At 73.6% G+C, this 25,628-nt stretch carries 24 protein-coding genes and 1 pseudogene; 8 read left to right on the top strand and 17 right to left on the bottom strand.

The window, feature by feature from the left end; translation table 11 throughout:
* Window positions 1–297: SAM-dependent methyltransferase (locus VR45_RS19505; protein WP_045941076.1), on the bottom strand; the 297-nt coding region annotated here is incomplete at its 3' end.
* Window positions 298–582: 285 nt separating this feature from the next.
* Here VR45_RS19505 and VR45_RS19500 point away from each other — a divergent pair.
* Both VR45_RS19500 and VR45_RS19495 read left to right on the top strand, forming a co-directional pair.
* Entirely contained in the window at window positions 583–1,497 is a 915-nt protein-coding gene (locus VR45_RS19500) for a polysaccharide deacetylase family protein (protein ID WP_045941075.1), read from the top strand.
* 91 nt (window positions 1,498–1,588) lie between these two features.
* Entirely contained in the window at window positions 1,589–2,614 is a 1,026-nt protein-coding gene (locus tag VR45_RS19495) for a 2-dehydropantoate 2-reductase N-terminal domain-containing protein (protein ID WP_045941074.1), read from the top strand.
* A gap of 128 nt (window positions 2,615–2,742) precedes the next feature.
* Here VR45_RS19495 and VR45_RS19490 read toward each other — a convergent pair whose 3' ends face one another.
* Window positions 2,743–3,561 carry an SDR family oxidoreductase gene (locus tag VR45_RS19490; RefSeq protein ID WP_045941073.1) on the bottom strand — a complete coding sequence of 273 codons (819 nt, stop codon included), beginning with the start codon at window positions 3,559–3,561 and terminating at the stop codon, window positions 2,743–2,745.
* A gap of 361 nt (window positions 3,562–3,922) precedes the next feature.
* Here VR45_RS19490 and VR45_RS19485 point away from each other — a divergent pair, with 361 nt between their 5' ends.
* Window positions 3,923–4,792 carry a 3-hydroxybutyryl-CoA dehydrogenase gene (locus VR45_RS19485; RefSeq protein ID WP_045941072.1) on the top strand — a complete coding sequence of 290 codons (870 nt, stop codon included), beginning with the start codon at window positions 3,923–3,925 and terminating at the stop codon, window positions 4,790–4,792.
* A 404-nt stretch (window positions 4,793–5,196) separates the two neighbouring features.
* On the opposite strand, the gene VR45_RS19480 is transcribed toward VR45_RS19485, so the two are convergent.
* The 9 genes from VR45_RS19480 to infC form a co-directional block, all read right to left on the bottom strand.
* Window positions 5,197–5,928, bottom strand: coding sequence for a hypothetical protein (locus VR45_RS19480; RefSeq protein WP_045941071.1), 732 nt, complete (start codon window positions 5,926–5,928; stop codon window positions 5,197–5,199).
* A 129-nt stretch (window positions 5,929–6,057) separates the two neighbouring features.
* Window positions 6,058–6,897, bottom strand: coding sequence for a chitosanase (locus VR45_RS19475; protein WP_045941070.1), 840 nt, complete (start codon window positions 6,895–6,897; stop codon window positions 6,058–6,060).
* Between the two features lie 198 nt (window positions 6,898–7,095).
* Window positions 7,096–9,597 (bottom strand): phenylalanine--tRNA ligase subunit beta, encoded by a 2,502-nt coding sequence (gene pheT / locus VR45_RS19470; protein ID WP_045941069.1) that lies wholly within the window; start codon window positions 9,595–9,597, stop codon window positions 7,096–7,098.
* Window positions 9,597–10,718, bottom strand: a complete 1,122-nt coding sequence (pheS, locus tag VR45_RS19465) for a phenylalanine--tRNA ligase subunit alpha (RefSeq protein ID WP_043471896.1) — start codon at window positions 10,716–10,718, stop codon at window positions 9,597–9,599. Before pheS ends, pheT begins: the two co-directional genes overlap by 1 nt.
* Window positions 10,719–10,997: 279 nt before the next feature.
* On the bottom strand, window positions 10,998–12,101 hold the full coding sequence (locus VR45_RS19460) for an ATP-binding protein (protein WP_045941068.1): 1,104 nt from the start codon (window positions 12,099–12,101) through the stop codon (window positions 10,998–11,000).
* 210 nt (window positions 12,102–12,311) lie between these two features.
* A complete protein-coding gene (locus tag VR45_RS19455; protein ID WP_045941067.1) occupies window positions 12,312–13,181 on the bottom strand; it encodes an RNA methyltransferase in 870 nt (289 codons plus the stop codon).
* Between the two features lie 98 nt (window positions 13,182–13,279).
* Entirely contained in the window at window positions 13,280–13,675 is a 396-nt protein-coding gene (rplT, locus tag VR45_RS19450; RefSeq protein ID WP_030395970.1) for a 50S ribosomal protein L20, read from the bottom strand.
* Window positions 13,676–13,784: 109 nt separating this feature from the next.
* Window positions 13,785–13,979 carry a 50S ribosomal protein L35 gene (gene rpmI / locus VR45_RS19445; RefSeq protein ID WP_030055648.1) on the bottom strand — a complete coding sequence of 65 codons (195 nt, stop codon included), beginning with the start codon at window positions 13,977–13,979 and terminating at the stop codon, window positions 13,785–13,787.
* A gap of 139 nt (window positions 13,980–14,118) precedes the next feature.
* Entirely contained in the window at window positions 14,119–14,889 is a 771-nt protein-coding gene (infC, locus tag VR45_RS19440; RefSeq protein ID WP_078896663.1) for a translation initiation factor IF-3, read from the bottom strand.
* A gap of 450 nt (window positions 14,890–15,339) precedes the next feature.
* Between infC and VR45_RS19435 the strand changes: the two genes are divergently transcribed.
* The gene (locus VR45_RS19435) at window positions 15,340–15,717 is read left to right on the top strand and encodes a DUF1844 domain-containing protein (protein WP_045941065.1); all 378 of its coding nucleotides are present in this window, start codon (window positions 15,340–15,342) and stop codon (window positions 15,715–15,717) included.
* Between the two features lie 104 nt (window positions 15,718–15,821).
* Here VR45_RS19435 and VR45_RS19430 read toward each other — a convergent pair whose 3' ends face one another.
* Window positions 15,822–16,595 carry an SseB family protein gene (locus VR45_RS19430; RefSeq protein WP_045941064.1) on the bottom strand — a complete coding sequence of 258 codons (774 nt, stop codon included), beginning with the start codon at window positions 16,593–16,595 and terminating at the stop codon, window positions 15,822–15,824.
* Window positions 16,596–16,732: 137 nt separating this feature from the next.
* On the opposite strand from VR45_RS19430, the gene VR45_RS19425 reads away from it, so the two are divergent.
* From VR45_RS19425 to VR45_RS44260, 3 genes and pseudogenes are all read left to right on the top strand, one after another.
* On the top strand, window positions 16,733–17,989 hold the full coding sequence (locus tag VR45_RS19425; protein WP_078896662.1) for an amino acid deaminase/aldolase: 1,257 nt from the start codon (window positions 16,733–16,735) through the stop codon (window positions 17,987–17,989).
* 83 nt (window positions 17,990–18,072) lie between these two features.
* Window positions 18,073–18,489 carry a hypothetical protein gene (locus VR45_RS19420; protein ID WP_045941063.1) on the top strand — a complete coding sequence of 139 codons (417 nt, stop codon included), beginning with the start codon at window positions 18,073–18,075 and terminating at the stop codon, window positions 18,487–18,489.
* A 283-nt stretch (window positions 18,490–18,772) separates the two neighbouring features.
* Window positions 18,773–19,336 (top strand): annotated as a pseudogene (locus VR45_RS44260) (lytic polysaccharide monooxygenase); the annotation flags it as partial.
* Window positions 19,337–19,377: 41 nt separating this feature from the next.
* On the opposite strand, the gene VR45_RS48760 reads toward VR45_RS44260, so the two are convergent.
* From VR45_RS48760 to VR45_RS19390, 5 genes are all read right to left on the bottom strand, one after another.
* The gene (locus VR45_RS48760; RefSeq protein ID WP_045941061.1) at window positions 19,378–19,614 is read right to left on the bottom strand and encodes a hypothetical protein; all 237 of its coding nucleotides are present in this window, start codon (window positions 19,612–19,614) and stop codon (window positions 19,378–19,380) included.
* 82 nt (window positions 19,615–19,696) lie between these two features.
* Window positions 19,697–20,896 carry a DUF2510 domain-containing protein gene (locus VR45_RS19405; protein WP_045941060.1) on the bottom strand — a complete coding sequence of 400 codons (1,200 nt, stop codon included), beginning with the start codon at window positions 20,894–20,896 and terminating at the stop codon, window positions 19,697–19,699.
* Between the two features lie 160 nt (window positions 20,897–21,056).
* The gene (locus VR45_RS19400) at window positions 21,057–21,899 is read right to left on the bottom strand and encodes a 3-oxoacyl-ACP reductase (RefSeq protein ID WP_045941059.1); all 843 of its coding nucleotides are present in this window, start codon (window positions 21,897–21,899) and stop codon (window positions 21,057–21,059) included.
* A gap of 9 nt (window positions 21,900–21,908) precedes the next feature.
* Window positions 21,909–23,312, bottom strand: a complete 1,404-nt coding sequence (locus VR45_RS19395) for an aldehyde dehydrogenase family protein (protein WP_234326044.1) — start codon at window positions 23,310–23,312, stop codon at window positions 21,909–21,911.
* On the bottom strand, window positions 23,309–24,715 hold the full coding sequence (locus tag VR45_RS19390) for a glutamine synthetase family protein (protein ID WP_045941058.1): 1,407 nt from the start codon (window positions 24,713–24,715) through the stop codon (window positions 23,309–23,311). The genes VR45_RS19395 and VR45_RS19390 overlap by 4 nt, the downstream gene beginning before the upstream one ends.
* Window positions 24,716–24,877: 162 nt before the next feature.
* On the opposite strand from VR45_RS19390, the gene VR45_RS19385 reads away from it, so the two are divergent.
* A complete protein-coding gene (locus VR45_RS19385) occupies window positions 24,878–25,549 on the top strand; it encodes a gamma-glutamyl-gamma-aminobutyrate hydrolase family protein (protein WP_045941057.1) in 672 nt (223 codons plus the stop codon).
* Window positions 25,550–25,628: the final 79 nt, after the last annotated feature.

Below are 25,628 nucleotides of genomic sequence, written 5' to 3'. Positions count from 1 at the left end.
GCCGGTGCCGATGTCGACGAACTGCCGGATTCCCCGGCCGGCCGCGAACTCCACGGCCCGGCCGAGGAATTCGCGGTTGGTGCGGGCCAGCAGCGGCAGCGCCGGGTAGGCGGCGATGGCGGCCTCGGCGGCCTTGCGGTCGGCCTCGAAGTTGTCCTTGCCGCCCAGGTAGTAGTCGTACATCCGGGCGGTGTGCGGGACGCCGGTGTCGAGTTCCGTCGGCGGCTGCCAGTCGTCGGCGCGCGCCCATTCCCAGCCGCTCAGGACGTCGGCCGTCGTGCTCGTGTCCTCGGTCATCTTCCGCCCCCTGGTGTCCGCTGCGTGTCCGCTGCGTGCTGTGCGTCCGGCACGTCCGCTGCCGGACGTCCCGGGCCCCGTCGCGCCGTGCGGCCGGCGGGCGGCCGCCGAGCGGCCCCCACCGCACGGTGCGCCGTGATCGTAACCGACGACACCCCTTCGAAACAGCGGTAGTTCAGGTTTCCGCAGCGTCCGAACGATGCCGCGCGGGCGGGTGCGCGCCGGTCCGCGCCGGGAGCGCCTGGCGTTCGCCGCCCGGGGAAGCCGTCTCTATGCTGGCTGCCGATGACTGTCGACCGGCGCACCGTTCTGCGCACCACCGTCAAGCTGGCCGCTCTCGCCTCGGCCGGCGGGCTGCTCACGGCCTGCGGCGACACCGGCCGCCGCCGGGCCGATCCGGGGTCGTTCGCGGTGCGCCCGGGCCCGGTGGACCCCTCCGGGACCGTGGACCCGGCCTGGCCGGCCGGCGAGGGTCCCGCCTCGCCCGCGCCCACCGCCTCGGCCCCGCCGGCCGACGGGCCCGTGCCGGAGGGCGCCGCCGCCCGGGCGGCCGCCACCGCGCCGCCGGTCCCGCCGGTGCTGCCGCCGCTGGCGCCCGGCACGCCGGTCGAGGTGGCGTACGGGCCGCGCACCGGCCGCAACGTCGCGCTGACCTTCCACGGCAGCGGCGATCCGGCGCTGGCCACGGCACTGCTGGAGACCGCCGAGAAGCGCGGCGTCGGCCTGACCGTGATGGTCGTCGGCAGCTGGCTGGACCAGCAGCCGCAGATGGCCCGGCGGATCCTGGACGGCGGCCACGAGCTGGGCAACCACACCCAGAACCACCAGAACATCTCGGCGATGGCCCCGGACCGGGCGCGCGACGAGATCGCCCAGTGCGCCGAGCGGCTGCAGCGGCTGACCGGCTCGATCGGCCGCTGGTTCCGCCCGTCCGCCGCCCAGTACGCGACGCCGATGGTGCGGGAGCAGGCCCGGGCGGTCGGCTACGAGCACGTGCTCGCCTTCGACGTGGACCCGCGCGACTACGCCGACCCGACCGCCGCCGAACTGCAGCGGCGGGTGCTCGCCTCGGTGCGCGGCGGCTCGGTGGTCGCCCTGCACCTGGGGCACCGCTGCACGGTGGACGCCCTGCCCGGCATCCTCGACGGCCTCGCCAAGGCCGGCCTCGCCCCGGTGACGGCCAGCCGCCTCTGCGCCTGATCCCGCACCGGCCCGACCCGGCCCCCGAGGGGCCGTCGGCCCTCCCCGCCCGGGGCGGACGGGGGCTGTGGGGCCGTGGGATGCTTCGGGAATGCGGTACATCATCATCGGGGCGGGTGCGGTGGGCGGCACGATCGGTGCCCGGCTGCACGAGGGTGGACACGAGGTGGTCCTGGTGGCGCGCGGCGCGCACCTGGGGGCGCTGCGCGCGGACGGACTGCGGTTCGGGACGCCGCAGGGCACCCGGACGCTGCGGATCCCGGCGGTCGGCGGTCCGGCGGAGCTGGCGCTTCGGCCGGACGACGTGCTGGTGCTCGCCGTGAAGTCGCAGGACACCGCCGCCGTGCTGGCCGAGTGGGCGCCGCGCCCGGTGGCGGGCGGCGGGACGGCCGCCGAGCGGCTGCCGCTGGTGTGCGCGCAGAACGGCGTGGAGAACGAGCGGCTCGCGCTGCGGCTGTTCCGCGAGGTGCTGGCGGTGTTCGTGTGGATGCCTTCCACCCATGTGGCGCCGGGCCGGGTGAGCGCGAACGGCACCCCGGTGAGCGGGATCCTGCGGCTCGGCGGGTACCCGTCCGGCAGCGGGGGCGAGCGGGCCGCCGCGATCGCCGCCGACCTCGACGGGTCGGGCTTCAGCGCGCCGGTGGACGCGGACGTGGCGCGATGGAAGTACACCAAGCTGCTCGGCAACCTCGGCAACGCCCTGGACGCGGTGGCCGGGCGGGGCCCGTACGGCCGGGGGTCGGCGGACGGCCGGCTGGAGGCGCTGTACGAGCGGGTGACCGCCGAGGGCGCGGCCGTGCTGGCGGCCGCCGGAATCCCCCACGACGATCCGGACGAGCTGGCCCGCACCTGTGGCAAGGCGCTGCGGCTGGAGCCGGTGGAGGGCGAGCAGCGGACCGGGTCCTCGTCCTGGCAGAGCCTGGCGCGGGGGACGGGTTCGATCGAGGCGGACCACCTGAACGGGGAGATCGTCCTGCTGGCTCGGCTGCACGGGGCGGCGGCGCCGCTGAACGAGGCGCTCCAGTGGCTGGCCGGGGAGTTCGCCCGGGCCGGGCGGGCGCCGGGTTCGCTCACTCCGGCGGAGCTGGACGCACTGGCGGCGCTCGCCGGCCTCTGAGCGCCCCTCCCGCACCCCGTCACGCCCGCGCGCCGTCCCGCCCCGCACGCCCGCCCCCGGCGCAGCTGCACCCGCACGCCCGCACCCCGTCAACACCTGCGCCCGGTCGCCCCCGCGCCGTCAGCCGGTCAGCCCAGCGGGTCGTCCGGCCCGTAGGTGCGCAGCCGCAGCGTCCGGGCGTCCGCCGCGCGGATCTCCTCCGCGCGGCGGACCAGCTCCTCCAGGTTGTCCCGCCCGGCGTGGATGAACCGTCCGTGCAGCGCGTCGAAGCGCCCGCGCGCGGCGTCCACGGTGACGGCGACCATGTACGGGACGGAGCCCCAGGTCTTCATGTCCTGGAACATCGGCATCCCGGCGGTCATGTCGGTGGCGACGGCGCCGGGGCTGATGTCGAGGACGACGACCCCGTGCTCGGCGAGCGGGTCGGCGAGGTTGTCGGAGAGCCGGAGCAGCGCGGCCTTGGAGGTGGCGTACGCGGTGTACCGGCCCTCGGGGCGCAGCGCGAAGCCGGAGTTGAGGTTGACGACGCGGCCGCGGCGGCGCTCGACCATGCCGGGCAGGACGCAGCGCAGCAGGTTGTAGGGGCCGCGCAGGTTGACCTCGACGACCTGCCACCACTGGTTGACGTCGGTCTCCCAGAGTGGGGCCTCGACCGGGTCGGTCCGGCCGGCGTTGTTGACCAGCAGGTCGATCGGGCCGAGGTCGCGTTCGACGACGCGGACGGCCTCGCGGACCGAGCCGGGGCGGGTGACGTCGGCGGTGACGGCGACCCCGCGCGAGCCGTGCCGGACGCATTCCTTGAGGGTGTCGGTGAGGGTCTCGTGGGTGCGGCCGACCAGGCCGACGGCCATGCCCTCGGCGGCGAGGCCGATGGCGATCTCCCGGCCGATGCCGCGGCCGGCGCCGGTGACCAGGGCTACCTGTCCCGTGAGCGATCCCGTCGGCATGCCCGTGCTCCTTCGCCTGTCCCCGGCCACCCGCTGTCCGGCCCGCATTCTGTCCCCCGGCGGGCGGGGGCGGTGCCCGAGGAGGCGCGCGACGCGGACGGGCCCACCCGTTCGGCGCAGGCGCGGGACGGGGAGAGGAACGGGACGGGGCGGGGACGGGGAGGGGGACGCGGTCGGGACGACCTGGGGGCGGGGACCGGCCGTTCCGCCCGGGGAGGGGATGACCTACTCGCCGGTAGGGAGTAGTAACGTCGTCGGGACGGTGCACCGGTCCGCACATACCGGTGTTCCCGAACCGCCGAACAGCAGCTGCTGGGCCACTGTCGCTGGGCGACCCCCAGCACCACCGAAGGGCAACTGAGTGAGTGACATCGCGCGCGTCGGAGTGATCGGCTGCGGCCTGATGGGGTCGGGCATCGCGGAGGTGTTCGCCCGGGCGGGGCTGGACGTCCTGGTCGCCGAGGCCAGTGGGGAGGCGCTGGAGTTCGGGCGCACCCGGCTGACCAACTCACTGGAGACGGCCGTGAAGCGCGGCAAGCTGACGGAGGAGCAGAAGGACGAGGCGCTCGCCCGGCTGTCCTTCACCGTCGACCTGGCGGACTTCGCGGACCGCGACCTGGTGGTCGAGGCGGTCGCCGAGCGCGAGGACATCAAGGTGAAGATCTTCGAGACGCTGGACCGCGTCGTCGAGCGCCGGGACGCGATCCTCGCCTCCAACACCTCCTCGATCCCGATCGTGAAGCTGGCCGCCGCCACCTCCCGTCCCGAGCAGGTGATCGGCCTGCACTTCTTCAACCCGGCGCCGGTGCAGAAGCTGGTCGAGGTGATCCCGACCCTGACCACCTCGTCGGCGACCACCGACCGGGCCGAGACCTTCGCCGTCGAGGTGCTGCACAAGGCCCCGATCCGCGCCCGGGACCGGGCCGGCTTCGTGGTCAACGCGCTGCTGGTGCCGTACCTGCTGTCGGCGGTGCGGATGTTCGAGACCGGTGTGGCCACCGCCTCCGACATCGACAAGGGCATGGAGGCCGGCTGCGCCCACCCGATGGGCCCGCTGCGGCTGTGCGACCTGATCGGCCTGGACACCATCGTCTCCATCGCCGAGTCGATGTACGACGAGTACAAGGAGCCGCTGTACGCCGCTCCGCCGCTGCTGTCCCGGATGGTCGACGCGGGCCTGCTGGGCCGCAAGTCCGGCCGGGGCTTCTACGACTACACCGCGACCGCCTGACGGTCCGCCGTCCGCGGACGTGACGGGGCCCGGGAGCGGTATCCAGCTCCCGGGCCCCTGATGTGCCACCCAATTGCTCTGCGCCGGCACGTTTAAGGGTGTGGGTCAGTCTCACAGCGTTGCTCTGCCATTGAAGCTACCGCGCCACGGAGAGGCGCAGACGGGAGTCGAACCCGCAACCCACGCTGTAGCACACACCCGGTCGATCCGGCGCTCGGCGGCGAATGCTGAGTCTTGAGCGAGAGTCTGAGTCTTACGGGGCGCCTCTACCATTTGGGCCACTCCGGCAGAGTGCCGGAGGAGGGACTCGAACCCCCACCATTTCCCCGATGTTCAGCTTCAACCTCAGTATCAGCTTGCGCTCTTCGCGCCACCCCCGGTCTCACCCGGGGGCGATCATGGGGCTACCCGAAAAGGTAGCCGAACACCGCGTCGCCCACCCTGCGGTCGTCGACCTCGGCCCCGTTGGCCTCCTCGCGGGCGAACTGCACGGCCTGCTGGAGCTTCTCGACCCGCTCGACGAGCTCGTTGACCCGTCGGGCCGGGAGCGCCCCGGAGAACTTCACGGTCGTCCAGTAGCCGATCGCGATGTCCTCGTAGTAGACCTCGACCTGGGCCGGGTGCTTCTCGGTCGCCTCGGCCTTGACGTGGTTGCGCGGCACCTTCCTGGTCCGGTTGGTGCGCACCGCCTCGGTCTTCCAGGAGTCGGTGGACGGGTCGTGGCTCCAGGCCTCGGCGGCGTCCAGCACGGGCAGCTTGCGGAGGAAGGTCCGCAGGTCGGTGAGCTGCTTCTCCAGGAAGAGCAGGTAGGTGACCGGCGCGTCGGCGACGAGCGTGCGGCCGTCCACCACCACGTCCGCGCGGGCGGTGGTGTTGGCCCAGTCCTTGGTCGCGACGACGTCGAACAACCTGGTCAGGGTGGTGGCCGTGGTCCGCAGGACGTCCTCGGCCTTGACCTGGACGCGAGTGGACTCCGGCGGGAGCTGCTCGCCCTCCTCGTCCTTGGGCTGGTAGGACCGGGAGATGCCGGCCAGCAGCGCGGGCTTCTGCAAGTCCTGGTGGGACTGCGTCAGCTCCTGGAAGGACTTCGACTTGACGCCCTTTTCGACAGCGATGATCTGGTTCAGCTTTGCCACGTCGGGGACGCTACCAGCGCAGGCGTTCGATCGTCACCCGAATTACCGGGCGCCATCCGTCCGTTCAGGACACGCCCGTGGCGGGAGGCCCGGCCGCCGCCGCGCCTCCCGCCACCATCCGGCGGTCCGTCAGCTGTTGATGACGTAGCTGTCCCCGTAGACCTTCCACTTCAGCGGCGGGTTGAGGTCGAAGTTCTTGGCGTTGAGGAACACCGTCTGCTCGGTGTCCACCCGGCTGGTGTCCGAGTGGGCCTCCTCCTGCTTCATGACGACCTTGCGGGCCGCCAGGAAGGCCTTGAGGTAGGTGGCCTCGTCGCCGCCCTGGGCGGGGGTCTTGGCCTTCTTCATGGCGGCCTTGCGGATGCCGCCGAAGCTGTCCGAGCTGTCGCCGGGGCCGTGCATGACGATCGTGTCGTAGTAGGCGAACTGGCCGAGCGCGCGCAGCCCGTCGGCCTTGGCCTGGTTGACCGCGGGGTTGAAGTAGACCCGGTCGCGCTCGTCGTTCTGGGCCTGCTGGAAGACGCTGTCCTTCGCCGCGGTGGCCCAGTCCTTCTCGAAGGCGGAGCCGAGGCCGGAGTGCGACTCGGTGCCGTTGACCTTGCGCAGCGCCGGGAGGTACTTGGCGAGGATGTTGCCCGGCTTGAGGTCGGCGTAGTGCTCGACCAGGTCGAGCATGTCGCCGGTGCCGGAACAGAAGCCGATGATGCCGGCGGTGTAGCCGCGGCCGTCCTTGATGTCCTCGATGTACTTGTACTGGGACTTCCAGTCGAGGGAGGAGTTCTCCGCGCTGGACACCAGCTGCATGGCGATGTCCTTCTTGTGCGGGTCGTCCAGGCCGACGGCCGCGAGCCGGGTGGCACCGGCGGGGGCCGGGGCGGCGTGGACGGTGCCGGCGGCGGCGACACTGGCCGGGACGGCGACCAGCAGGGCGGCGAGGGCGAGCCGGGCGGTGGGGTGCTTGAGACGCATGGGGCGCTCCGTTTCCCTGGTCCGGGGCATGGGGGTCTCCGGACCCATGAGGAGAGTTAGGAAAGTTTCCTAACTTGATTGAAGCGTTCACGCCCACCACCGCGCAAGGCCCTGGCGCCATCTTTGCCGACGCGGTCATGCGAAAGGCCCCGACCGGAAGTCCGGTCGGGGCCCTCGTACCGCGGGGCGGACGGGTCGTCAGGCGCCGCGCAGCACCGCGCCGGTGCGGGCGACAGCCTCGGCGACGGCCGCCTCGCGGGCGGCGCTCGCCTCGTCGGCGGTCAGCGTCCGGTCCGCGGCACGGAACCGCAGCGCGTACGCCAGCGACTTGCGGCCCTCGCCGACCTGCTCGCCGGTGAAGACGTCGAACAGCCGGATCGCCTCCAGCAGCTCGCCTGCCCCGGCCCGCAGCGCGGCCTCGACCTCGGCGGCCGGCACGGCCGCGTCGACGATCAGCGCGACGTCCTGGGTGGCCACCGGGAAGCCGGAGACCGGCGGGCCGTCGACCCGCACGGCGCCGTCGGCGGTCAGCAGGTCCAGGTCGAGCTCCATCGCAGCGGTGCGCTCGGGCAGACCCAGCGCCTTGACGGCGCGCGGGTGCAGCTCACCGGCGTGGCCGACCACCCGGTCGGTGCCCGCCACGACCAGCTCGGCGCAGCGGCCCGGGTGCCAGGGCAGCAGCTGGCCCCGGCGCACGTCCAGCTCGACGCCGGCGGCCCGGGCCACCGTGCGGGCGGCCTCGATCGCGTCGGCCCAGCCGGCCGCGGAGCCCTTGCCCCACCAGCCGGACGGCAGCCGCTCGCCGGCCAGCGCCACCGCGACCCGGCGCGGCTGGTGCGGCAGCGCGGCGTCCAGCGCGGCCAGCTCCTCGGCGCTGGGACGGCGGTCGACGGCCGGGCGCGGGGCGACCGACAGCTCGTCCTTCGGCAGGAACACCGTCCCCGTCTCGAAGATCGCCAGATCGGTGTTGCCGCGGCCGACGTTGCGGCGCAGCGCCCCGAGCAGGCCCGGCAGCAGCGTGGTGCGCAGCCCCGGCTCCTCGTCGTTGAGCGGGTTGACCAGCGTCACCGTCCGGCGGCGGCGGTCGTCCTGCTCCAGGCCGAGCGCGTCGAAGGACGCCTCGCCGACGAACGGGTAGTTGTTGACCTCGACGAAGCCGGCGCCGGCCAGCGCCACGCCCACCCGGCGGTGCGTCCGCTGGGCCTCGGTCAGGCCCTTGCCCGGCGGGACGGTGGGCATCCGGGCGGGGACGTTGTCGTACCCCTCCAGGCGGATGACCTCCTCCGCGAGGTCGTACGGGTCGGTGAGGTCGGGGCGCCAGGTCGGCGGGGTGACCTCCAGGACGTCGGCGCCGGAGACCGAGCAGCCGATCTCCTGGAGCCGCCGGGTGACGGTCTCGCGGCCGTACCCGGTGCCGGCGACCCGGTCGGGCAGGTCGGCGGCGATGGTGATGGTGCGCACCGGGTGCGGGGCGGCGATGTCGGTGACACCGGCCTCGGCGGTGCCGCCGGCGATCAGCACCAGCAGGTCGACGGCGCGCTGCGCGGCGGCGCGGGCGGCCTCCGGGTCGACGCCGCGCTCGAAGCGCTTGGACGCCTCGGAGGGCAGCTTGTGCCGCTTGGCGCCGCGGGCGATGGCGACCGGGTCGAAGTGCGCCGCCTCGATGATCACCTCGGTGGTACCCGGGCCTGCGGCCGGGTCGAGGATCTCGGTGGAGGCGCCGCCCATGACACCGGCCAGGCCGATCGGGCCGCTGTTGTCGCAGATCAGCAGGTCCTCGGCGGACAGCGTGCGCTTGACGCCGTCGAGGGTGGTCAGGCTCTCGCCCGGCTCGGCCCGGCGGACCGTGATCGGGCCGTCCACGCGCTGCTTGTCGTAGGCGTGCAGCGGCTGGCCGACCTCCAGCATCACGTAGTTGGTGATGTCGACGGCGAGCGAGATCGGGCGGATGCCCGCCTTCTGCAGCCGGCGCTGGAGCCAGATCGGGGACTTGGCGGCCGGGTCGATGCCGACCACGGTGCGGGCCACGAAGCGGTCGCAGCCGGCCGGGTCGTTGACCTTCACCAGGTAGCCGAAGGAGTTCGCCGGCGGCACGTCGAGCAGCGCCGGGTCGGCCAGCGGCAGCCCGTACGCGGCGGCGGCCTCGCGGGCGACGCCGCGCATGGACAGGCAGTAGCCGCGGTCCGGGGTGACGGCGATGTCGAGCACCTCGTCGACCAGCTGGAGCAGCTCGATCGCGTCGGTGCCGGGCTCGTACTCGGGCGGCAGCACGATGATGCCGTCGTGGTCGTCGCCCATGCCCAGCTCGCGGGCGGAGCAGATCATGCCGGCCGAGGTGTGGCCGTAGGTCTGGCGGGCGGCGATCGGGAACGGGCCGGGCAGCACGGCGCCCGGGAGGACGACCACGACCTTGTCGCCGACGGCGAAGTTGGTCGCGCCGCAGACGATCTCCTGCGGGTCGCCGGTGCCGTTGGCCTCGCCGACGTTGACCCAGCAGTGCCGGATCGGCTTCTTGAAGCCGGTCAGCTCCTCGATGGAGAGCACCTCGCCGACCACCAGCGGGCCCTTGAGGTCGCCGCCGAGCTGCTCGACGGTCTCGACCTCCAGGCCGGCCCGGACCAGGCGCTCGGCCACGTCCCGGCCGGTCTCGCCGGCCGGCAGGTCGACGTACTCGCGCAGCCAGGAAAGCGGGACGCGCATCAGATCTCCATCCCGAACGGGAGGGTGAAGCGCACGTCACCCTCGACCATGTCGCGCATGTCGGCGACGTTGTGACGGTTCATCAGGATTCGCTCCAGGCCCAGGCCGAACGCGAACCCGCTGTAGCGGTCGGGGTCGACGCCGCAGGCGACCAGCACCCGCGGGTTGACGACGCCGCAGCCGCCGAGCTCGATCCAGCCCTCGGAGCCGCAGGTGCGGCAGGGCCGGTCCGGGTTGCCGACCGACTCGCCGCGGCACACGAAGCACTGCAGGTCGATCTCGGCGCTCGGCTCGGTGAACGGGAAGTACGAGGGCCGCCAGCGCAGTTCCAGGCCGTCGCCGATCAGGGTCGAGACCAGCTGCTCGATGGTGCCCTTGAGGTCGGCGAAGGTGATGCCCTCGTCCACGGCCAGACCCTCGACCTGCCGGAAGACCGGGGTGTGGGTGGCGTCCAGCTCGTCGGTGCGGTAGACCCGGCCGGGGCAGACCACGTAGACGGGGGGCTCGCGGTCGAGCAGGGTGCGGGCCTGGACCGGGGAGGTCTGGGTGCGCAGCACCACGCCGGAGTCGGCGGAGCCGTCCGGGGCCCGGACGAAGAAGGTGTCCTGCATCGAGCGGGCCGGGTGGTCCGGGCCCAGGTTGAGGGCGTCGAAGTTCAGCCACTCGGCCTCGACCTCGGGGCCCTCGGCGACCTGGTAGCCCATCGCGACGAAGGTGTCCTCGATGCGCTCGGCCAGCGTGGTCAGCGGGTGGCGGGCGCCGCGCGGGGTGCGGTCGTAGGGCAGGGTGACGTCCACCGCCTCCTCGACCAGCACCCGGGCGTCGCGCTCGGCCTCCAGTTCGCCCTGCCGCTTGGCGAGGGCCTGGTTGACGGCGCCCCGGGCCTGGCCGATCAGCTTGCCGGCGGCGGCCTTGGCGTGCGGGGGCAGGGCGCCGATCTCGCGGTTGGCGAGGGAGAGCGCGGAGCGGTCGCCGGTGTGGGCGACCTTGGCCTGCTTCAGCTCGTCGAGGCTGGTGGCGGCGGCGAACGCGGCGAGCGCCTCGTCCCGGGCCGCCTCCACCACCTCGGGCTTGAGGGCCTCGACCTCGACCGGGTCGTACGACTTGTTGGGTGCCGACATCTCTATCTTCCCGTGCTCCTGCTCGTCCGTGCTCAGGTAAGGGGGCTCGTGCGCCCTCCGTGCCCGCCGACGGGCAGGAGAGGGCCACCGCGTCACGCCCGGCGTGGCCGGGGCACGGGCAGCCGGTCTCCGAACGGGGGAGGTGGGATGTCCGCGGCACGGCCGCGCAGGGCGTTCCACAACGCCAAAGGTCGAGTGTAGTCGCAGCGCGTAGCGCGACCGCCGTCAAGCCCGCCCGTGGACCGACCGCGCCCTGCGGGGCAGGGCGCCGGTGCTCGTTCAGAGCATGAAGTCGGGGATCCCGGCGGGCAGGACGAATCGGAACCGGGCGCCGCCGCCGGGCGCGCGGTCCACCCGGATCGAGCCGCCGTGGGCCTCGACGATGCCCTTGACGATGTAGAGGCCGAGGCCGGTGCCGCCGCGCCTGGAGCCGCGCCAGAAACGGGTGAAGACGCGTGGAACCGCCTCTTCGGGGATACCGCTTCCTTCGTCGCTCACGGTGACCGCTGTGCCTTCCACGATGCGGGGCGGAGTGCCGGGGCGCTCCCAGACGGGGGCCTCGACGACCTCCTTGGCCGGTGCCACCTCGATGGTGACAGTCCCCTCGCCGTGGCGCACCGCATTTTCCAGCAGGTTGGCGAGCACCTGGTCGACCTTGTCCGGGTCCGCCCACAGCACCGTCAGCGGCTCGCCGATCCGGATGTCGAAGCGGTCCTCGGGGATGCCGGTGGCGACCTTGCGCTCGACGTGGCGGCGGACGGCGGCGGCCAGGTCCACCACCTGCTTGCGCAGCTCCAGCCGGCCCGCGTCGATCCGGGAGATGTCCAGCAGCTCGGCGATCAGCCGGGTGACCCGGTCCGCGTCGGCGTCCACGGTCTCCAGCATCAGCCGCTTCTGCCCGTCGGTGAACCGCTCCCACTTGGCGAGCAGGGTCGCCGTGAAGCCCTTGACGCTGGTGAGCGGCGAGCGCAGCTCGTGCGCGACGGTGGCGATCAGTTCGGCGTGGCTGCGCTCGGTGCGGCGGCGGGCCTCGGTGCCGCGCAGGGCGATCACCAGCTTCTCCACCGGCCCCTTGGGGCGGGCCCGCACGTAGCGGGCGGAGACCAGCACCTCGCGGCCGCCGGGCAGCAGCAGATTGCGCTCCGGCTGGCTGGTGCGGACGGCGAGGCCGCCGTACGGGTCGGTCAGCTGCCACCAGCGGCGGCCGTCGAGGTCCTCCAGCGGGAGGACGTCCTCCAGTCCGCTGCCGAGGGCGGCCCCCGGGTGGACGCCGGTCAGCCGGGCGGCGGCGCGGTTGAAGCAGACCACCCGGCCCAACGCGTCGGCGACCACCAGGCCGTCCGGCAGGTCGTCCGGGTCGAGCTCTGGCCCGCTGCCGACCATGGGTGTCCTCCCCGATTACCCACCGTGTCTTTCCCCCCACCGAGGCAGACCCTAGCGTCTCCCAGCCTCGGGTAATAGGGCCCACGTCGAGTTCCCGGCGCGCCCGGACGGCCCCGTTCCCGGGCTGTCACCGGGCGAGCGGCCCCGGGGCGGCCCAGCCGGACGCGGTGCCCGGCCGGGCCTGGGGGCCGCCTGCGCCCGGACGGGACGCTACCGGGCGGCCGCGCGGCACCCGCCGGGCGAGCGCTGGGCGCGGGCCGAGGCGTACAGGCAGACCGCGGCGGCCGTGGCCAGGTTGAGGCTCTCGGCATGCCCGTGGATCGGGACGCGCACGACCTCGTCGGTGAGCGCGCGGGTCTCCTCCGGGAGCCCCCAGGCCTCGTTGCCGAACACCCATGCGCCGGGCGCGCCCAGGGTGCCCTCGTCGAGCTCCCGGTCGAGGTCGCGCTCCCCCGCGCCGTCGGCGGCCAGCACCCGCACGCCGGCCTCGCGCAGCCGGCCGATCGCCTCCTCGACCGGCACGCCGACGGCGACCGGGAGGTGGAACAGGCTGCCGACGGAGGCCCGGACGGCCTTCGGGTTGTAGAGGTCCACGGAGGCGTCGGTGAGCACCACGGCGTCGGCCCCGGCCGCGTCGGCGGTGCGCAGCACGGTGCCGGCGTTCCCGGGGTCGCGGACGTGGGCGAGCACGGCGACCAGCTTCGGCCGGGCGGCCAGCACATCGGCGAACGGGGTGTCGATGAAGCGGCAGAGGGCGACGATGCCCTGCGGGGTCACGGTGTCGCAGATCCCGGCGATCACCTCGTCGGTGGCGGTGAGCACCGGCAGCCCCTCGGCCAGCGCGGCCTCGACGATCCCGGCGTGCCGTTCGGCGGCCTCGACCGTGGCGTACACCTCGACCACGGCGTGCTCGCCCGAGCCCGGCAGCCGCCCGTACGCGACGGCCTCGCGCACGGCCTGCGGGCCCTCGGCGAGGAAGCGGCGCTCCTTGCCGCGCTGGCTGCGCTTGGCGAGCCTCCGGGCGGCGATGACGCGCGGCGAGCGCAGGGAGGTGAGCAGGGGCGTGTCGGTGCTCGGCATGGTCTCGTCTCTGTACTGGCGTCTGTGCGGTAACGCAAAACCGGACCCGCAGGATCGAGCCTGCGGGTCCGGTCAGCTCAACACAACTGATCCGAGGATCAGGCGGCGTCGGCGGCGGCCTTCGGGGCGTTGACGTCGGCCGGCAGCGCCTTCTGGGCGACCTCGACGAGCGCGGCGAACGCACCCGGGTCGTTGACGGCCAGGTCGGCCAGCATCTTGCGGTCGATCTCGACGCTGGCGGCCTTCAGGCCCTGCACGAAGCGGTTGTAGGTGATGCCGTTGGCACGGGCCGCAGCGTTGATGCGCTGGATCCACAGCTGACGGAAGTCGCCCTTGCGCTTCTTGCGGTCGTTGAAGTTGTAGACCAGCGAGTGGGTGACCTGCTCCTTGGCCTTGCGGTACAGGCGCGAGCGCTGGCCGCGGTAGCCGCTGGCGCGCTCCAGGATGACCCGGCGCTTCTTGTGGGCGTTCACTGCCCGCTTGACGCGTGCCACTTGATTACTCCTTGGGTTGGACCACGGACTACTTCACGTGGTCCGTCATTCGAATGGGTCGGGAAGGATCAGCTGCCCCGCACACGGCTGGCGCCGGGCGGGAGGGCGATCACTTGCCGAGAAGCTTCTTGATCTTCTTGGCGTCGGCGGGGGCCAGCTCGACCGTCCCGGCCAGCTTGCGGGTCAGCGTCGAGGGCTTGTGCTCCAGGAGGTGGCGGCGGCCGGCGCGCTCGCGCAGCACCTTGCCAGAGCCACTGATCTTGAAGCGCTTGCTGGCGCCACTGTGCGTCTTCTGCTTCGGCATGTCGCCGTATCTCCTCGTCGGTCCGTCCACGCCCGCGCGGTGTGCGCCGCGCGGGCGTGAAGGATGGATCTGCGGTGACCGGGCAGGACGCCCCGTCACCCTGGTGGCCGGTCTCCCGGGCCGCTCTGACCGGGGAAGGTCAGGCGCCCTGGGAGGCCTCGGCCGGCTGCTCGACCTCGGCGGCGGCCTCGGTCCCGGCCTCGACAACGGCCTCGGCGGCCTCGTCGTCGGCGTCGTCGATCTCGTCGGCCTCAGCCTCGGCCTCGGCCTCGGCGGCGGCGTTCTCGGCCTCGAGCGCGGCGTCGTCGTCCGCGGCGGCGTCCGGACCGGTGTTCCGGCCCTGGCGCTCGGCCTTGCGGGCGTCAGCGATCGCGCGGGCCTCGGCCATCGCCTCGGTCTTCTTCTTGTGCGGGCCGAGAACCATGATCATGTTCCGGCCGTCCTGCTTCGGCGAGGACTCGATGAAGCCCAGGTCCTGGACGTCGTCGGCGAGTCGCTGGAGCAGACGGAAGCCCAGCTCGGGGCGGGACTGCTCACGACCACGGAACATGATCGTGATCTTGACCTTGTCGCCCTGCTTGAGGAACCGAACGACGTGACCCTTCTTGGTGTCATAGTCGTGCGGGTCGATCTTCGGCCGGAGCTTCATCTCCTTGATGACCGTGTGCGCCTGGTTCTTGCGCGCCTCACGGGCCTTCATGGCCGACTCGTACTTGAACTTGCCGTAGTCCATGAGCTTGCACACCGGCGGCCGGGCGGTCGCCGCGACCTCGACCAGGTCGAGGTCGTACTCCTGCGCGAGCTCCAGCGCCTTGGCAAGCGGCACAATGCCGACCTGCTCGCCGCTGGGACCGACGAGTCGCACCTCGGGGACGCGAATCCGGTCGTTGATGCGGGGCTCGGTGCTGATGGGGCCTCCTCGGTTGCACCTTCTGCGATGCGGCCGTCGGACGGCGGTCGCACGTAGTGGACTCGACCACTGGGCGGGGCTTCATTCGTGCTGCGCTGTGGATCCCTACGCCCACACCGCGACACGAAAAAAGCCCCGCTCGGTACAAGCGGGGCTCCACACAACCGGGGGCGGCACCCGGTGAGGGGTGCTGCGGCGACTGTCAGCGCTGGGCGCCCGTCGCGGACCGGACCCGTCGACCGCGAGGCCGCTCGGGTGGGAGACTTTCGCGGTTGCCCTCTCGGGCCTCCTGGGTGGAGCCTCCTCTTGCTGGCCGGGAGTCCCTGGGGATTCCTGGCCGGTCAGTCTCGAAGCATACAGCGCCGGGGGATCGAACGCCATTCCGCCCCCGCCCGGCCCGGCTTGTACGCTCCCTCTGTACGGACACCGGCACGACGGAACGAGCCCCCCTTGAGCAGCGAGCCCATCCAGAACCCCGCCGCGGACGACGAGGCGATCGGCTTCGACGACCTCACCCGGGACATCGCCGAGGTCCCGGCCGTCGAGGTGATCACTACCGTCGCGGTGCACCTGATGAGCGCCGCGGCCGTCAAGTGCGGTCTTGCCGAGGGCGGCGACAAGGACAAGGACCTCGACGAGGCCCGCAAGCTCATCACCGCACTGGCCGGACTGGTCACCGCCGGCGCCCCGGAGATCAGCAACTTCCACGCGGCGCCGCTGCGGGACGGCCTGCGCTCGCTGCAGCTGGCCTTCCGCGAGGCCTCGCTCGTCCCGGACGCCCCGGGCTCGGGCCCGGGCGAGAAGTTCACCGGGCCGGTCTACTCCTGATCCGACGGACGACGGCGCACGGCGGAGGGGCACATACTCACGTGAGTATGTGCCCCTCCGCCGTGCCTGCTCAGGCACCCGGCCGGTACGTCGGCGGCGGGGACTCAGCGCCGGTAGAGCGGTTCGCCGGGCAGCCCCGTACCCGCCGGGAGGACCGCCAGGTCCAGCCCCAGGTCCAGCCGCACCCGCAGCACCGGGTCGGTGGCCACCGCCCGGCCCACCCGCTGCGCGGCCTCCTGCATCCCGGTCCGGTCCAGCGCCGGGTCCAGGACCACCGCGAGCACGCCGTCCGAGTCCTCGGCCGCCGCCAGTACCCCGGCGACCACCTGCGGCTCGGCGGCCAGCAGCGCCCGCACCGCCTCCCGCACCTCGGGGTCGGCGGCCGGCGCCAGGTACGGCCGGTTCTCCGCCAGGGCGCGCAGCCGCGCCCCGGACAGCAGGAACGGCACCGGCCCGGCCGGGTCGAGCAGCAGGGTGTCCGCGCGCTCGGAGAAGGCGACCATGGCGGCCTGGGGCGCGGCCACCGGCGCCGGGCGGGCGTCGGCCCGCCAGCGGGCCAACGACTCCAGCGAGGTGAAGGCCGGCAGGGCGCGCCGGCCGTCGGCCGCCTCGACCAGCGGGACGGCCATGTCACTGCTCTTGTCGTGCTTGTGCCCGTGCTCGTCCACCTCGACCTCGCCGAGGATCGCCACGATCGGCACCATCAGCCGGGTCGGCGTCAGCGCCGCCAGCACCTGCGGCTCGGCGGCGGGGTCCTGCGACCAGCGGGCGAGCGCGGCGGTCAGCGCCGGGTCCGCGGTGCCGTCGTCGCCGGAGAAGCCGGGGTCGGGGATGCTCTTGCCGACGAAGGCCGGGTTCGGGAAGTCGTTGCGGTCCACCCGCCCGACCCTATGCCACCGTGCGCCCGCCCCGCGCGGACCGAAGGTCCCGTCCGGGATCCCCGTCCGGCGCCCCGACCGAAGGTCCCCCGTCCAACCCCTACCCGCGGGTAGGGCGGGTGTGGCACTCTGCGCCCATGGCCACGCCCGAAGCCGCTGCCCGCACCGCGTCCGCCCGCCCGACCACCGCCCCGCCGGTCCCCTCCCCGGCCGCCGACCGTGCCCGGTACGACCGGGCCACCGCCCATCTGGACGGCCCGGTGGCCGTCGTCGACCTGGCCGCCTTCGACGCCAACGCCGCCGACCTGGTGCGCCGGGCCGGGGGCAAGCCGGTCCGGGTGGCCAGCAAGTCGGTGCGCTGCCGCGCCCTGCTGGAGCGGGTACTGGCCGTGGAGGGCTTCGCCGGGGTGATGGGCTTCACCCTCGCCGAGTCGCTCTGGCTGGCCCGCACCGGCCTGCGCGACATCCTGCTGGCTTACCCCTCCAGCGACCGCGCCGGCTTCGCCGAGCTGACCGCCGACCCGGAGCTGGCCGCCGCCGTCACCGTGGTCATGGACGACCCGGCCCAGCTGGACCTGGTCGACGCGGCCCGGGCCGGCTCCGCCGAGGTGCGGGTCTGCCTGGAGCTGGACACCGCGCTGCACCTGCTCGGCGGCCGGGTCCGGGTCGGCGCCCGCCGCTCGCCGCTGCGCACCCCCGAGGACGTGGCCGCCTTCGCCGAGCTGGTGCAGCGCCGCCGGGGCTTCCGGGTGGTCGGGCTGATGGCCTACGAGGGGCACGTCGCCGGCGTGGGTGACGCGGTGCCCGGGCGGCCGGTGCGCTCCGGGCTGATCCGGTTGATGCAGGCCCGGGCCCGGACCGAGCTGGCCGAGCGGCGCGCGGCGACGGTCCGGCTGGTGCGCCGGGTGGCCGAGCTGGAGTTCGTCAACGGCGGCGGCACCGGCAGCGTCGAGTCGACGGTGGCCGAGCGCGCGGTGACCGAGGTGGCGGCCGGCTCCGGGCTGTACCAGCCGCGGCTGTTCGACAACTACCGGTCGTTCCGGGGCCGGCCGGCCGCGCTGTTCGGCCAGCCGGTGGTCCGCCGGCCCGGGCTCGGCGTGGTGACGGTGCTGGGCGGCGGCTACCCGGCGTCCGGCGCGGCCGGCCCGGACCGCTCCCCCGTGCCGTACCTGCCGGCCGGGCTGCGCTACGACCCGATGGAGGGGGCCGGCGAGGTGCAGACGCCGCTGCTCGGCGCGGCCGCGGACGATCTGCTGATCGGCGACCGGGTCTGGTTCCGGCACGCCAAGGCCGGAGAACTCTGCGAGCGCTTCCCGGAGTTGCACCTGGTGGAGGGCGACCGGGTGGTGCGCACCGTGCCCACCTACCGGGGCGAGGGGCACACCTTCCTCTGAGCCTGCGGCTCGCGCCGTTCCGCCTCTTCCGGCCCCCGGTTCCACTACCGTGGACGGGAATCGCACCGACGGAGGGGGAGGCCGTGGAGGCCGAGATCGCGCAGCTGGTGACGACGGGGGCCACGACGGTGGTCGGGCTGATGGCCACCGAGGCGTGGACGCAGGCCCGTTCGCGCCTGGCCGCGCTCTTCGGGCGGGGCCGGGACGCCGAGGAGGTGTCGGCCGAGCTGGAGGAGATCCGGGTCGAGGTGGTCCGGGCGGACGGCGACGCCGAGCTGGTCGGCGACCAGACCGCCGAGCTGCGCAACCGGCTCCGCCGGCTGCTGCGGCAGGATCCGCGGGCGGCGGCGGAGCTGGAGGCCCTGCTGCGGGAGTTCGCGCCGCGGCAGCGGCCCGGTGCCACCGTGCACAACGAGATCCACAACGGGACGTTCAACGAGTCCGTCGTCCAGGCGGGCCGGATCACCCACAACTACCAGTCCCCGCCCGGGAAGGACTGACCCCGCCCGGCCTCCGGGAGCCCCTGGGGCCCCGGGAACCTTGGCCGCACCTTAAGAAGGCCCGATGGGATGCCTAACTGTGGCGTCCCGTCGGGCCTTTGTGCTGCTCGGCAGGCTACATTCCGTCAAAAAGTGGCCCACAGCGCACTATTGCCAGCTGGTCTAGTCCAATCATACGCTCAGCCCAGGGACCGGCGCGCCGGGTCGGCCGGCCCCTCGGGCAGACGTGCCCGGCACTCCCCCACAACCTCGACCCGGTACACGGTCAAGGAGTCCCCACCCCATGTCCATGAAGCGCACCGCCCTGTCCGTCGGCGTCATCGGCGCCGCCTTCCTCTCCGTCTCCGCCGCCGGCATCGGCACGGCCGGCGCCCACGGCACCGTGACCAACCCGGTCAGCCGGGTCGCGGCCTGCTACGCCGAGGGTCCGGAGACCCCCAAGTCGCAGATCTGCAAGGACCTCGTCGCGCTGAGCGGCACCCAGCCGCTGTACGACTGGAACGAGGTCAACCTCGCCAACGCCGCCGGCAACCACCAGGCACTGATCCCGGACGGCAAGCTCTGCTCCGCCGGCCGCGACAAGTACAAGGCCCTGGACCTGCCGCGCGCCGACTGGCCGGCCACCGCGGTCACCGCCGGAAAGATCGACTTCAAGTTCCGGGTCACCGCCCCGCACCAGGGCAACCAGACCATCTACATCACCAAGCAGAGCTGGAACCCCACCCAGCCGCTCAAGTGGTCCGACCTCGACGCGGTGCCGGTCGCCCAGGTGCCGACCCTCCGCACCTCCGACAACGGCTACTACAACTACAGCGGCACCCTGCCGCAGCGCACCGGCCGCCAGCTGCTCTACATGGTGTGGCAGCGCACCGACAGCCCCGAGGCGTTCTACAGCTGCTCGGACGTCGACTTCGGCAAGGGCACCTCGCTCACCGAGGCGGTCTCCGCGCTCACCGCCCAGGCCCCGGCCGCGCCGAGCGAGGCGCAGATCGCCGCCGGCCAGTCCAAGTCCACCGTGGCCCACCACGGACACGGCGGCAACGCCGAGGAGCCGGCCGGCAAGGTCGTCGCGGCCGACAGCGCGGCGGTCGGCGGCGGTTCCGCCACCGGGCCGCTGCTGCTCACCGGTGCCGCCGCCGTGCGTGAGCCGAACCGTTGCGGGCTGCGCCCCGGTGCCCGCGTCGGGGCCCCGGGGCGACTGCCCTGGTCAGGTGTTCGAGGTGCCGGTACCGCCGCCGTCCTGGCCGCCGGGGAAGCCCGGGATCCCGGGCAGCTTGCCGCTGTAGTCGTTGATGCCCTTGAGGATGGTGTCCATCACCGCGACGTCCGGCGCCTTGTCGGCGATGTCGAAGCCGAAGTGCACCGAGACCAGCGACTTGCCGTCGGCGGACGGGAAGACCACCGTCTGCACATAGCCGTCGTTGCCCTTGGCGGCGTCCACCTTCCAGCGGACCAGGTAGCCGTCCCGGCCGTCCACCTTGACCGCCTCGGACTTGAGCTCCTCGTGCGAGAGGACCTCGTTGTAGGAGTCCTTGACGGCCTTGTCGATGTCGGCCTTGGCCGCCGCCTGGACGTCGGTGCCGCCGCCGTCGATCCGGCCGGTGTTGGCACCGCCCAGCGAGCAGGTACCGCCGCCCTCGCAGTCGTACTGGCCGATGCTGAGGCCGGCGAAGCCGTCGCGGGTGGTACCGCCCTCCCAGCCCGCGGGGACGGGCAGGACCAGCCGGTTCACCGCGTCGATGGCCTGGGTGCTGTTGGCGCCGTTGCCCCGGCCGCCGTTGCCGTTCCCATTGCCCTGGCCGCCGTTGCCCTGGCCGCCGTTGCCCTGGCCACCGTTGCCGTTGCCGTTCCCCCGGCCGCCGTTGCCATTGCCGTTGCCCTGGCCACCGTTGCCCTGGCCGCCGCCGTTGCCGCCCGGGTCGCCGAAGTCCGGCAGACCGCGCCACGGGCCGTTCCCATTGCCGTTGCCATTGCCGCCGGGCGGAACCACCGGGCGCGCGCTGTGGTGCCGGTCGCCGTGGTCGTCCATCGCCAGGTAGGTGATGCCCGAGCCGACGCCCAGGCCCAGCACGGCCGCCACCGTGGCCGCGATCACGATCTTGGACGGCTTGCGGCGCCGCTTCGGCGGTGGGGGCGGCGGCGAACCGTAGGCGGTGCCGAAGGGCGGCGGCTCCGGGTAGCGGACCGACGGTCCGCCCTCCAGCACCTCCCCCTCCAGCACCCGGGTCTCGGCGGTCTCCTCCGGCCCCGGAGCGCCGGCCGCCGGGGCCTCCGGCGGCGGCGCGTCCGAGGGTGCGGGCCGGGTGCTGGCCGTCCAGCCCTTGCCGTCCCACCAGCGTTGGGGTCGCGGGTCGCTGGTGATGTCCTTCGGGTCCGGGTACCACCCGGCGGGGATCTGCTCACTCACGACAGAGAATCTAAAGGCAGCCGGATAAGCGCGAAATCAGCTGGACCCCGAATTCCGGCCCTTTTCGATGAAATTACGGTGAGAAGGCGGGAGCGGCCCCTCCGGAGGCCCGGAACGTGTCTTTCCGCTCACACCCGGATCACGCCCCGGATCGCCCGGGTCACTCCCCGGGGCCGTGCAGCGGCGTCACATAGGCGCCGGAGATCCCGCCGTCCACCAGGAACTCGCCGGCCGTCATGAACGAGGAGTCGTCGCTGGCGAGGAAGGCGACCGCGGCCGCGATCTCCTCCGGCCGGGCGAAGCGGCCGAGCGGGATGTGCACCAGTCGGCGGGCCGCCCGCTCCGGGTCCGCGGCGAACAGCTCGCGCAGCAGCGGGGTGTCCACCGGCCCCGGGGAGAGCGCGTTCACCCGGATGCCCTCCCGGGCGAACTGCACGCCCAGCTCGCGCGACATCGCCAGCACCCCGCCCTTGGACGCGGTGTAGGAGATCTGCGAGGTCGCCGCGCCCATCCGGGCCACGAAGCTCGCGGTGTTGATGATCGAACCCCGCCCGTGCCGGCGCATGTACGGCAGCACGGCCCGGCAGCACAGGTAGACCGAGGTCAGGTTGACCTCCTGGACCCGGCGCCAGGCGTCCAGCCCGGTGGTGAGGATCGAGTCGTCCTCCGGCGGCGAGATGCCGGCGTTGTTGAAAGCGACGTCCACGCTGCCGAAGGTCTCGTAGGCCTCGTCGAACAGCGCCTCGACCATCGCCGGGTCGGTCACGTCGGTGTGCACGAACAGGCCGCCGACCGCCTCGGCGGCCGCCTTGCCGGCGGTCTCGTCGATGTCGGCGCAGACCACCCGGGCGCCTTCGGCGGCGAGCCGGCGGGCCGAGGCCAGGCCGATCCCGCTGCCCGCGCCGGTGATCACGGCCGTGCGCCCGACCAGCCGGCGGCAGAGCGGCTCGTCGGCCTCCCCGGACTCGTGGCGGTGGTGGGGCCGAGGGGCGTTCCGGGTCACTGGCGGCTCCTACGCTTCGGTGCGGATGTAGACGTTCTTGGTCTCGGTGAAGTGCGCCAGCGCCTCCGGCCCCAGCTCGCGGCCGACGCCGGACTCCCCGAAGCCGCCGAACGGCGTCCAGTACCGCACCGAGGAGTGCGAGTTGACCGACAGGTTCCCGGCCGCCACCCCGCGCGCCAGCCGCAGCGCCCGGCCCAGGTCGCGGGTCCAGATCGAGCCGGACAGGCCGTACCGGGTGGCGTTGGCCAGCCGCAGCGCGTCCGCCTCGTCCTCGAACGGGAGCACCACCGCGACCGGACCGAAGATCTCCTCGGTGACCGCCGGGACGTCCGGCCGGGTCGGCGCCAGCACCGTCGGCGGGTACCAGAAGCCGGGCCCGTCCGGGACCGTGCCGCGGGCCAGCACCGGCAGGTCGGGCGTCACGTACGAGGCGACCCGGCGCACCTGCGCGGCCGAGATCAGCGGGCCGAGCGTGGTCCGCGGATCGGCCGGGTCTCCGGTGCGGACCGCCTCGACGGCCGGCAGCAGCAGGGCCAGGAAGTCGTCGAAGACCTCCCGCTGGACCAGGATCCGGCTGCGGGCGCAGCAGTCCTGGCCGCTGTTGTCGAGGAAGGACATCGGGTCGGCGGCGCCCGCGAGGTCGGCGTCGGCGAAGACGACGTTGGGGCTCTTGCCGCCGAGTTCGAGGGTCACCCGTTTGGCCCGGGCCGCGCAGCGGGCGGCGACCTCCTTGCCCACCAGGGTGGAGCCGGTGAAGACGATCTTCCGCACCTCCGGGTGGTCCACCAGCGCCCGGCCGGTCACCGCCCCGGAGCCCGGCACCACCTGGAACAGGCCCTCGGGCAGCCCGGCGGCCAGGGCGAGTTCGGCCAGCCGCAGCGCGGTGAGCGGGGTCGCCTCGGCGGGCTTGAGCAGGACGGCGTTGCCCGCCGCGAGGGCGGGTGCGAAACCCCAGGCGGCGATCGGCATCGGGAAGTTCCACGGCGCGATCACCCCGACCACGCCGACCGGTTCGCGGAAGGTGACGTCCAGCCCGCCGGCCACCGGGATCTGCCGCCCGGTCAGCCGCTCCACTCCCCCGGCCGCGTACTCCAGCAGGTCGCGGACGTTGCCGGCCTCCCAGGTGGCGTTGCCGATGGTGTGGCCGGCCTCGGTGACCTCCAGGGCGGCGAGTTCGGGGACGTGCACGTCCACCTGGTCGGCGAAGCGCCGCAGCAGCCGGGCCCGTTCGCCGGGCGGCAGGGCGGCCCAGCCGCGCTGGGCGGCGACGGCGCGCCGCACGGCGGCGTCGAGCTGCCCGGGCGTGGTGTCGGGCAGGGTGGCGAGCACCTCGCCGGTGGCGGGGTTGCGGACGGTGCAGGCCGGGGGTGCCGTCTCGGTGAGGGTGGCGGTGGTCGTGTCGATGGTGCTCACATCCGCTCGAAGGACCGGTAGCGCTCCCAGTCGGTGATCGCGCCGTCGTAGGCGTCCTGTTCGACCCGGGCCATGTGGAGGTAGTGCTCGACCACGTCGTCCCCGAAGGCCGTGCGGGCCAGTTCGCTCGCGCCCCACAGGTCGGCGGCCTCGCGCAGCGAGCCGGGCACCCGGGCGTAGTCCTCGACGGCGTAGGCGTTGCCCAGGCAGGGGGCGGGCAGCTCCAGCTTCTGCTGGACGCCGTGCAGGCCGGCGGCGATCATGCCGGCCACCGCCAGGTAGGGGTTGACGTCCCCGCCGGGCACCCGGTTCTCCATCCGCAGGCCCGCGCCGTGCCCCACCACCCGGTAGGCGCAGGTCCGGTTGTCCCGGCCCCAGGCGACCGCGGTCGGCGCGAACGAGCCCGGGCGGTAGCGCTTGTAGGAGTTGATGTTCGGCGCGTACAGCAGGGTGAACTCGCGCAGCGCGAGCAGCTGCCCGGCCAGGAAGTGCCGCATGGTGTCGGTCATCCGGCCGTCGGCGGCGGCGAAGGCCGGGGCGCCCACCGCGTCCCGCAGCGACAGGTGGATGTGGCAGCTGTTGCCCTCGCGCTGGTCGTACTTGGCCATGAAGGTGAGCGCGCAGCCGAGTTGGGCGGCGATCTCCTTGGCGCCGGTCTTGTAGACGCTGTGCTGGTCGCAGGTGGTGAGCGCGTCGGCGTAGCGGAAGGCGATCTCGTGCTGGCCGAGGTTGCACTCGCCCTTGGCGGACTCCACCACCAGGCCCGCGCCGGCCATCTCGGTGCGGATCCGGGAGAGCAGCGGCTCGACCCTGGCGGTGCCCAGCAGCGAGTAGTCGACGTTGTAGAGGTTGGCCGGGGTGAGTCCGCGGTAGCCGCCCTGCCAGGCCTGTTCGTAGGTGTCGCGGAAGACCAGGAACTCCAGCTCGGTGCCGATGTCCGCGGCCAGGCCGTACTCGGCGAGCCGGGCGATCTGGCGGCGCAGCAGTTGGCGGGGCGCGGCGGCCACCGGGTGGCCGCCGTGGCCGGCCAGGTCGGCGGTGACCTGGGCGGTGCCGGGCTGCCAGGGGGTCAGGCGGAGGGTCGACAGGTCGGGGCGCATGGCGAAGTCGCCGTAGCCGGTCTCCCAGGAGGAGAGCGCGTAGCCGTCCACGGTGTTGAGTTCGACGTCGACGGCCAGCAGGTACTCGCAGGCGTCGGCGCCGTGCTCGGCCACCTCGTCGAGGAAGAAGCCGGCGGCGAAGCGCTTGCCCTGGAGCCGGCCCTGCATGTCGGTGAAACCAAGGGCGACGGTGTGCACCTCGCCCGCGTCGACCAGCGCGCGCAGTTCGTCGAGGGTGAGCGGGGCGCGCCGCCGGGGGGTGCCGGGCCCGGCGGCCCCGGGTGCGGTGGTGCGGTCGGACATGGCGGACGCCCTCCTCCTCTTCCTCGATCACGCAGCGAGACCGAGCGGTCACAGCGAACCGTACGGCCTGGCGCTGACAGCGCGGAAGAGGGCGGGCGGGTGTGGCGCGCCGAGGTGCGAGGTTGACGGGTGATCGGGCGGGACGGGAGGAGAATGCGCGCCATGGATCGCAGGCCTATTGTCGGCGTCAGCACCTATCTGGTGGACGCGAGTTGGAGCGACTGGCGCGACCGCCGGGTGGCCCTGGTGCCCGAGCGGTACACCGCCTATGTACAGAATTCGGGCGGGATCGCGGTGCTGCTGCCGCCCGACGCCCCCGAGCGCGCGCCGGAGGTGCTCGCCCGGCTGGACGCACTGGTCGTCGCGGGCGGACCGGACATCGACCCCGCCTACTACGGGCAGCCGCCGCACCCGCTGACCGATGTCGACACGGTCGAACGCGACGTCTGGGAGTCGGCGCTGCTGCGGGCGGCGCTGGCGGCCGGGATGCCCCTGCTGGGGATCTGCCGGGGCATGCAGGTGCTCAACGTGGTGTGCGGGGGCACGCTGATCCAGCACCTGCCGGACGTGGTGGACGTGGACGTGCACGCGGGCTCGCCCGGCCGGTACGGGACGCATGTGGTGCGGCCGGTGCCGGGGACGCTGCTGGGCGGGCTGCTGCCGGAGCCGGAGCTGACCGTGCCGACCTTCCACCACCAGGCGGTGGACCGGCTGGGGACCGGGCTGCGGGTGGGCGCGCACGCGCCGGACGGAACGGTGGAGGCGGTGGAGGGGCCGGTGCGGGCCGCGACGGCGGCGCGGTCGCTGCAGCTGGAGCCGGTGGAGGTCGGGTAGTCCTCCGCGGGCCGGGGCGCGCCGCCGGAAACCCCGCGGCACGCCCCGGCCGGGCCCTACGGGGCGGTGGGGATCGGGG

The organism is Streptomyces sp. NRRL S-495 (genome assembly GCF_000966955.1).
GTDB lineage: Bacteria > Actinomycetota > Actinomycetes > Streptomycetales > Streptomycetaceae > Kitasatospora > Kitasatospora purpeofusca.
The sequence above is the reverse complement of the archived record's forward strand: the minus strand, read 5'-3'. Positions and strand labels throughout refer to the sequence as shown.

Bases quoted from the DNA above. Each gene is read 5' to 3' on its own strand.
- VR45_RS19500 (WP_045941075.1), top strand. From the start codon at position 583: ATGACTGTCGACCGGCGCACCGTTCTGCGCACCACCGTCAAGCTGGCC.
- VR45_RS19495 (WP_045941074.1), top strand. From the start codon at position 1,589: ATGCGGTACATCATCATCGGGGCGGGTGCGGTGGGCGGCACGATCGGT.
- VR45_RS19490 (WP_045941073.1), bottom strand. From the start codon at position 3,561: ATGCCGACGGGATCGCTCACGGGACAGGTAGCCCTGGTCACCGGCGCC.
- VR45_RS19475 (WP_045941070.1), bottom strand. From the start codon at position 6,897: ATGCGTCTCAAGCACCCCACCGCCCGGCTCGCCCTCGCCGCCCTGCTG.
- pheT (WP_045941069.1), bottom strand. From the start codon at position 9,597: ATGCGCGTCCCGCTTTCCTGGCTGCGCGAGTACGTCGACCTGCCGGCC.
- pheS (WP_043471896.1), bottom strand. From the start codon at position 10,718: ATGTCGGCACCCAACAAGTCGTACGACCCGGTCGAGGTCGAGGCCCTC.
- VR45_RS19460 (WP_045941068.1), bottom strand. From the start codon at position 12,101: ATGGTCGGCAGCGGGCCAGAGCTCGACCCGGACGACCTGCCGGACGGC.
- VR45_RS19455 (WP_045941067.1), bottom strand. From the start codon at position 13,181: ATGCCGAGCACCGACACGCCCCTGCTCACCTCCCTGCGCTCGCCGCGC.
- rpmI (WP_030055648.1), bottom strand. From the start codon at position 13,979: ATGCCGAAGCAGAAGACGCACAGTGGCGCCAGCAAGCGCTTCAAGATC.
- VR45_RS19425 (WP_078896662.1), top strand. From the start codon at position 16,733: ATGGCCACGCCCGAAGCCGCTGCCCGCACCGCGTCCGCCCGCCCGACC.
- VR45_RS19390 (WP_045941058.1), bottom strand. From the start codon at position 24,715: ATGTCCGACCGCACCACCGCACCCGGGGCCGCCGGGCCCGGCACCCCC.
- VR45_RS19385 (WP_045941057.1), top strand. From the start codon at position 24,878: ATGGATCGCAGGCCTATTGTCGGCGTCAGCACCTATCTGGTGGACGCG.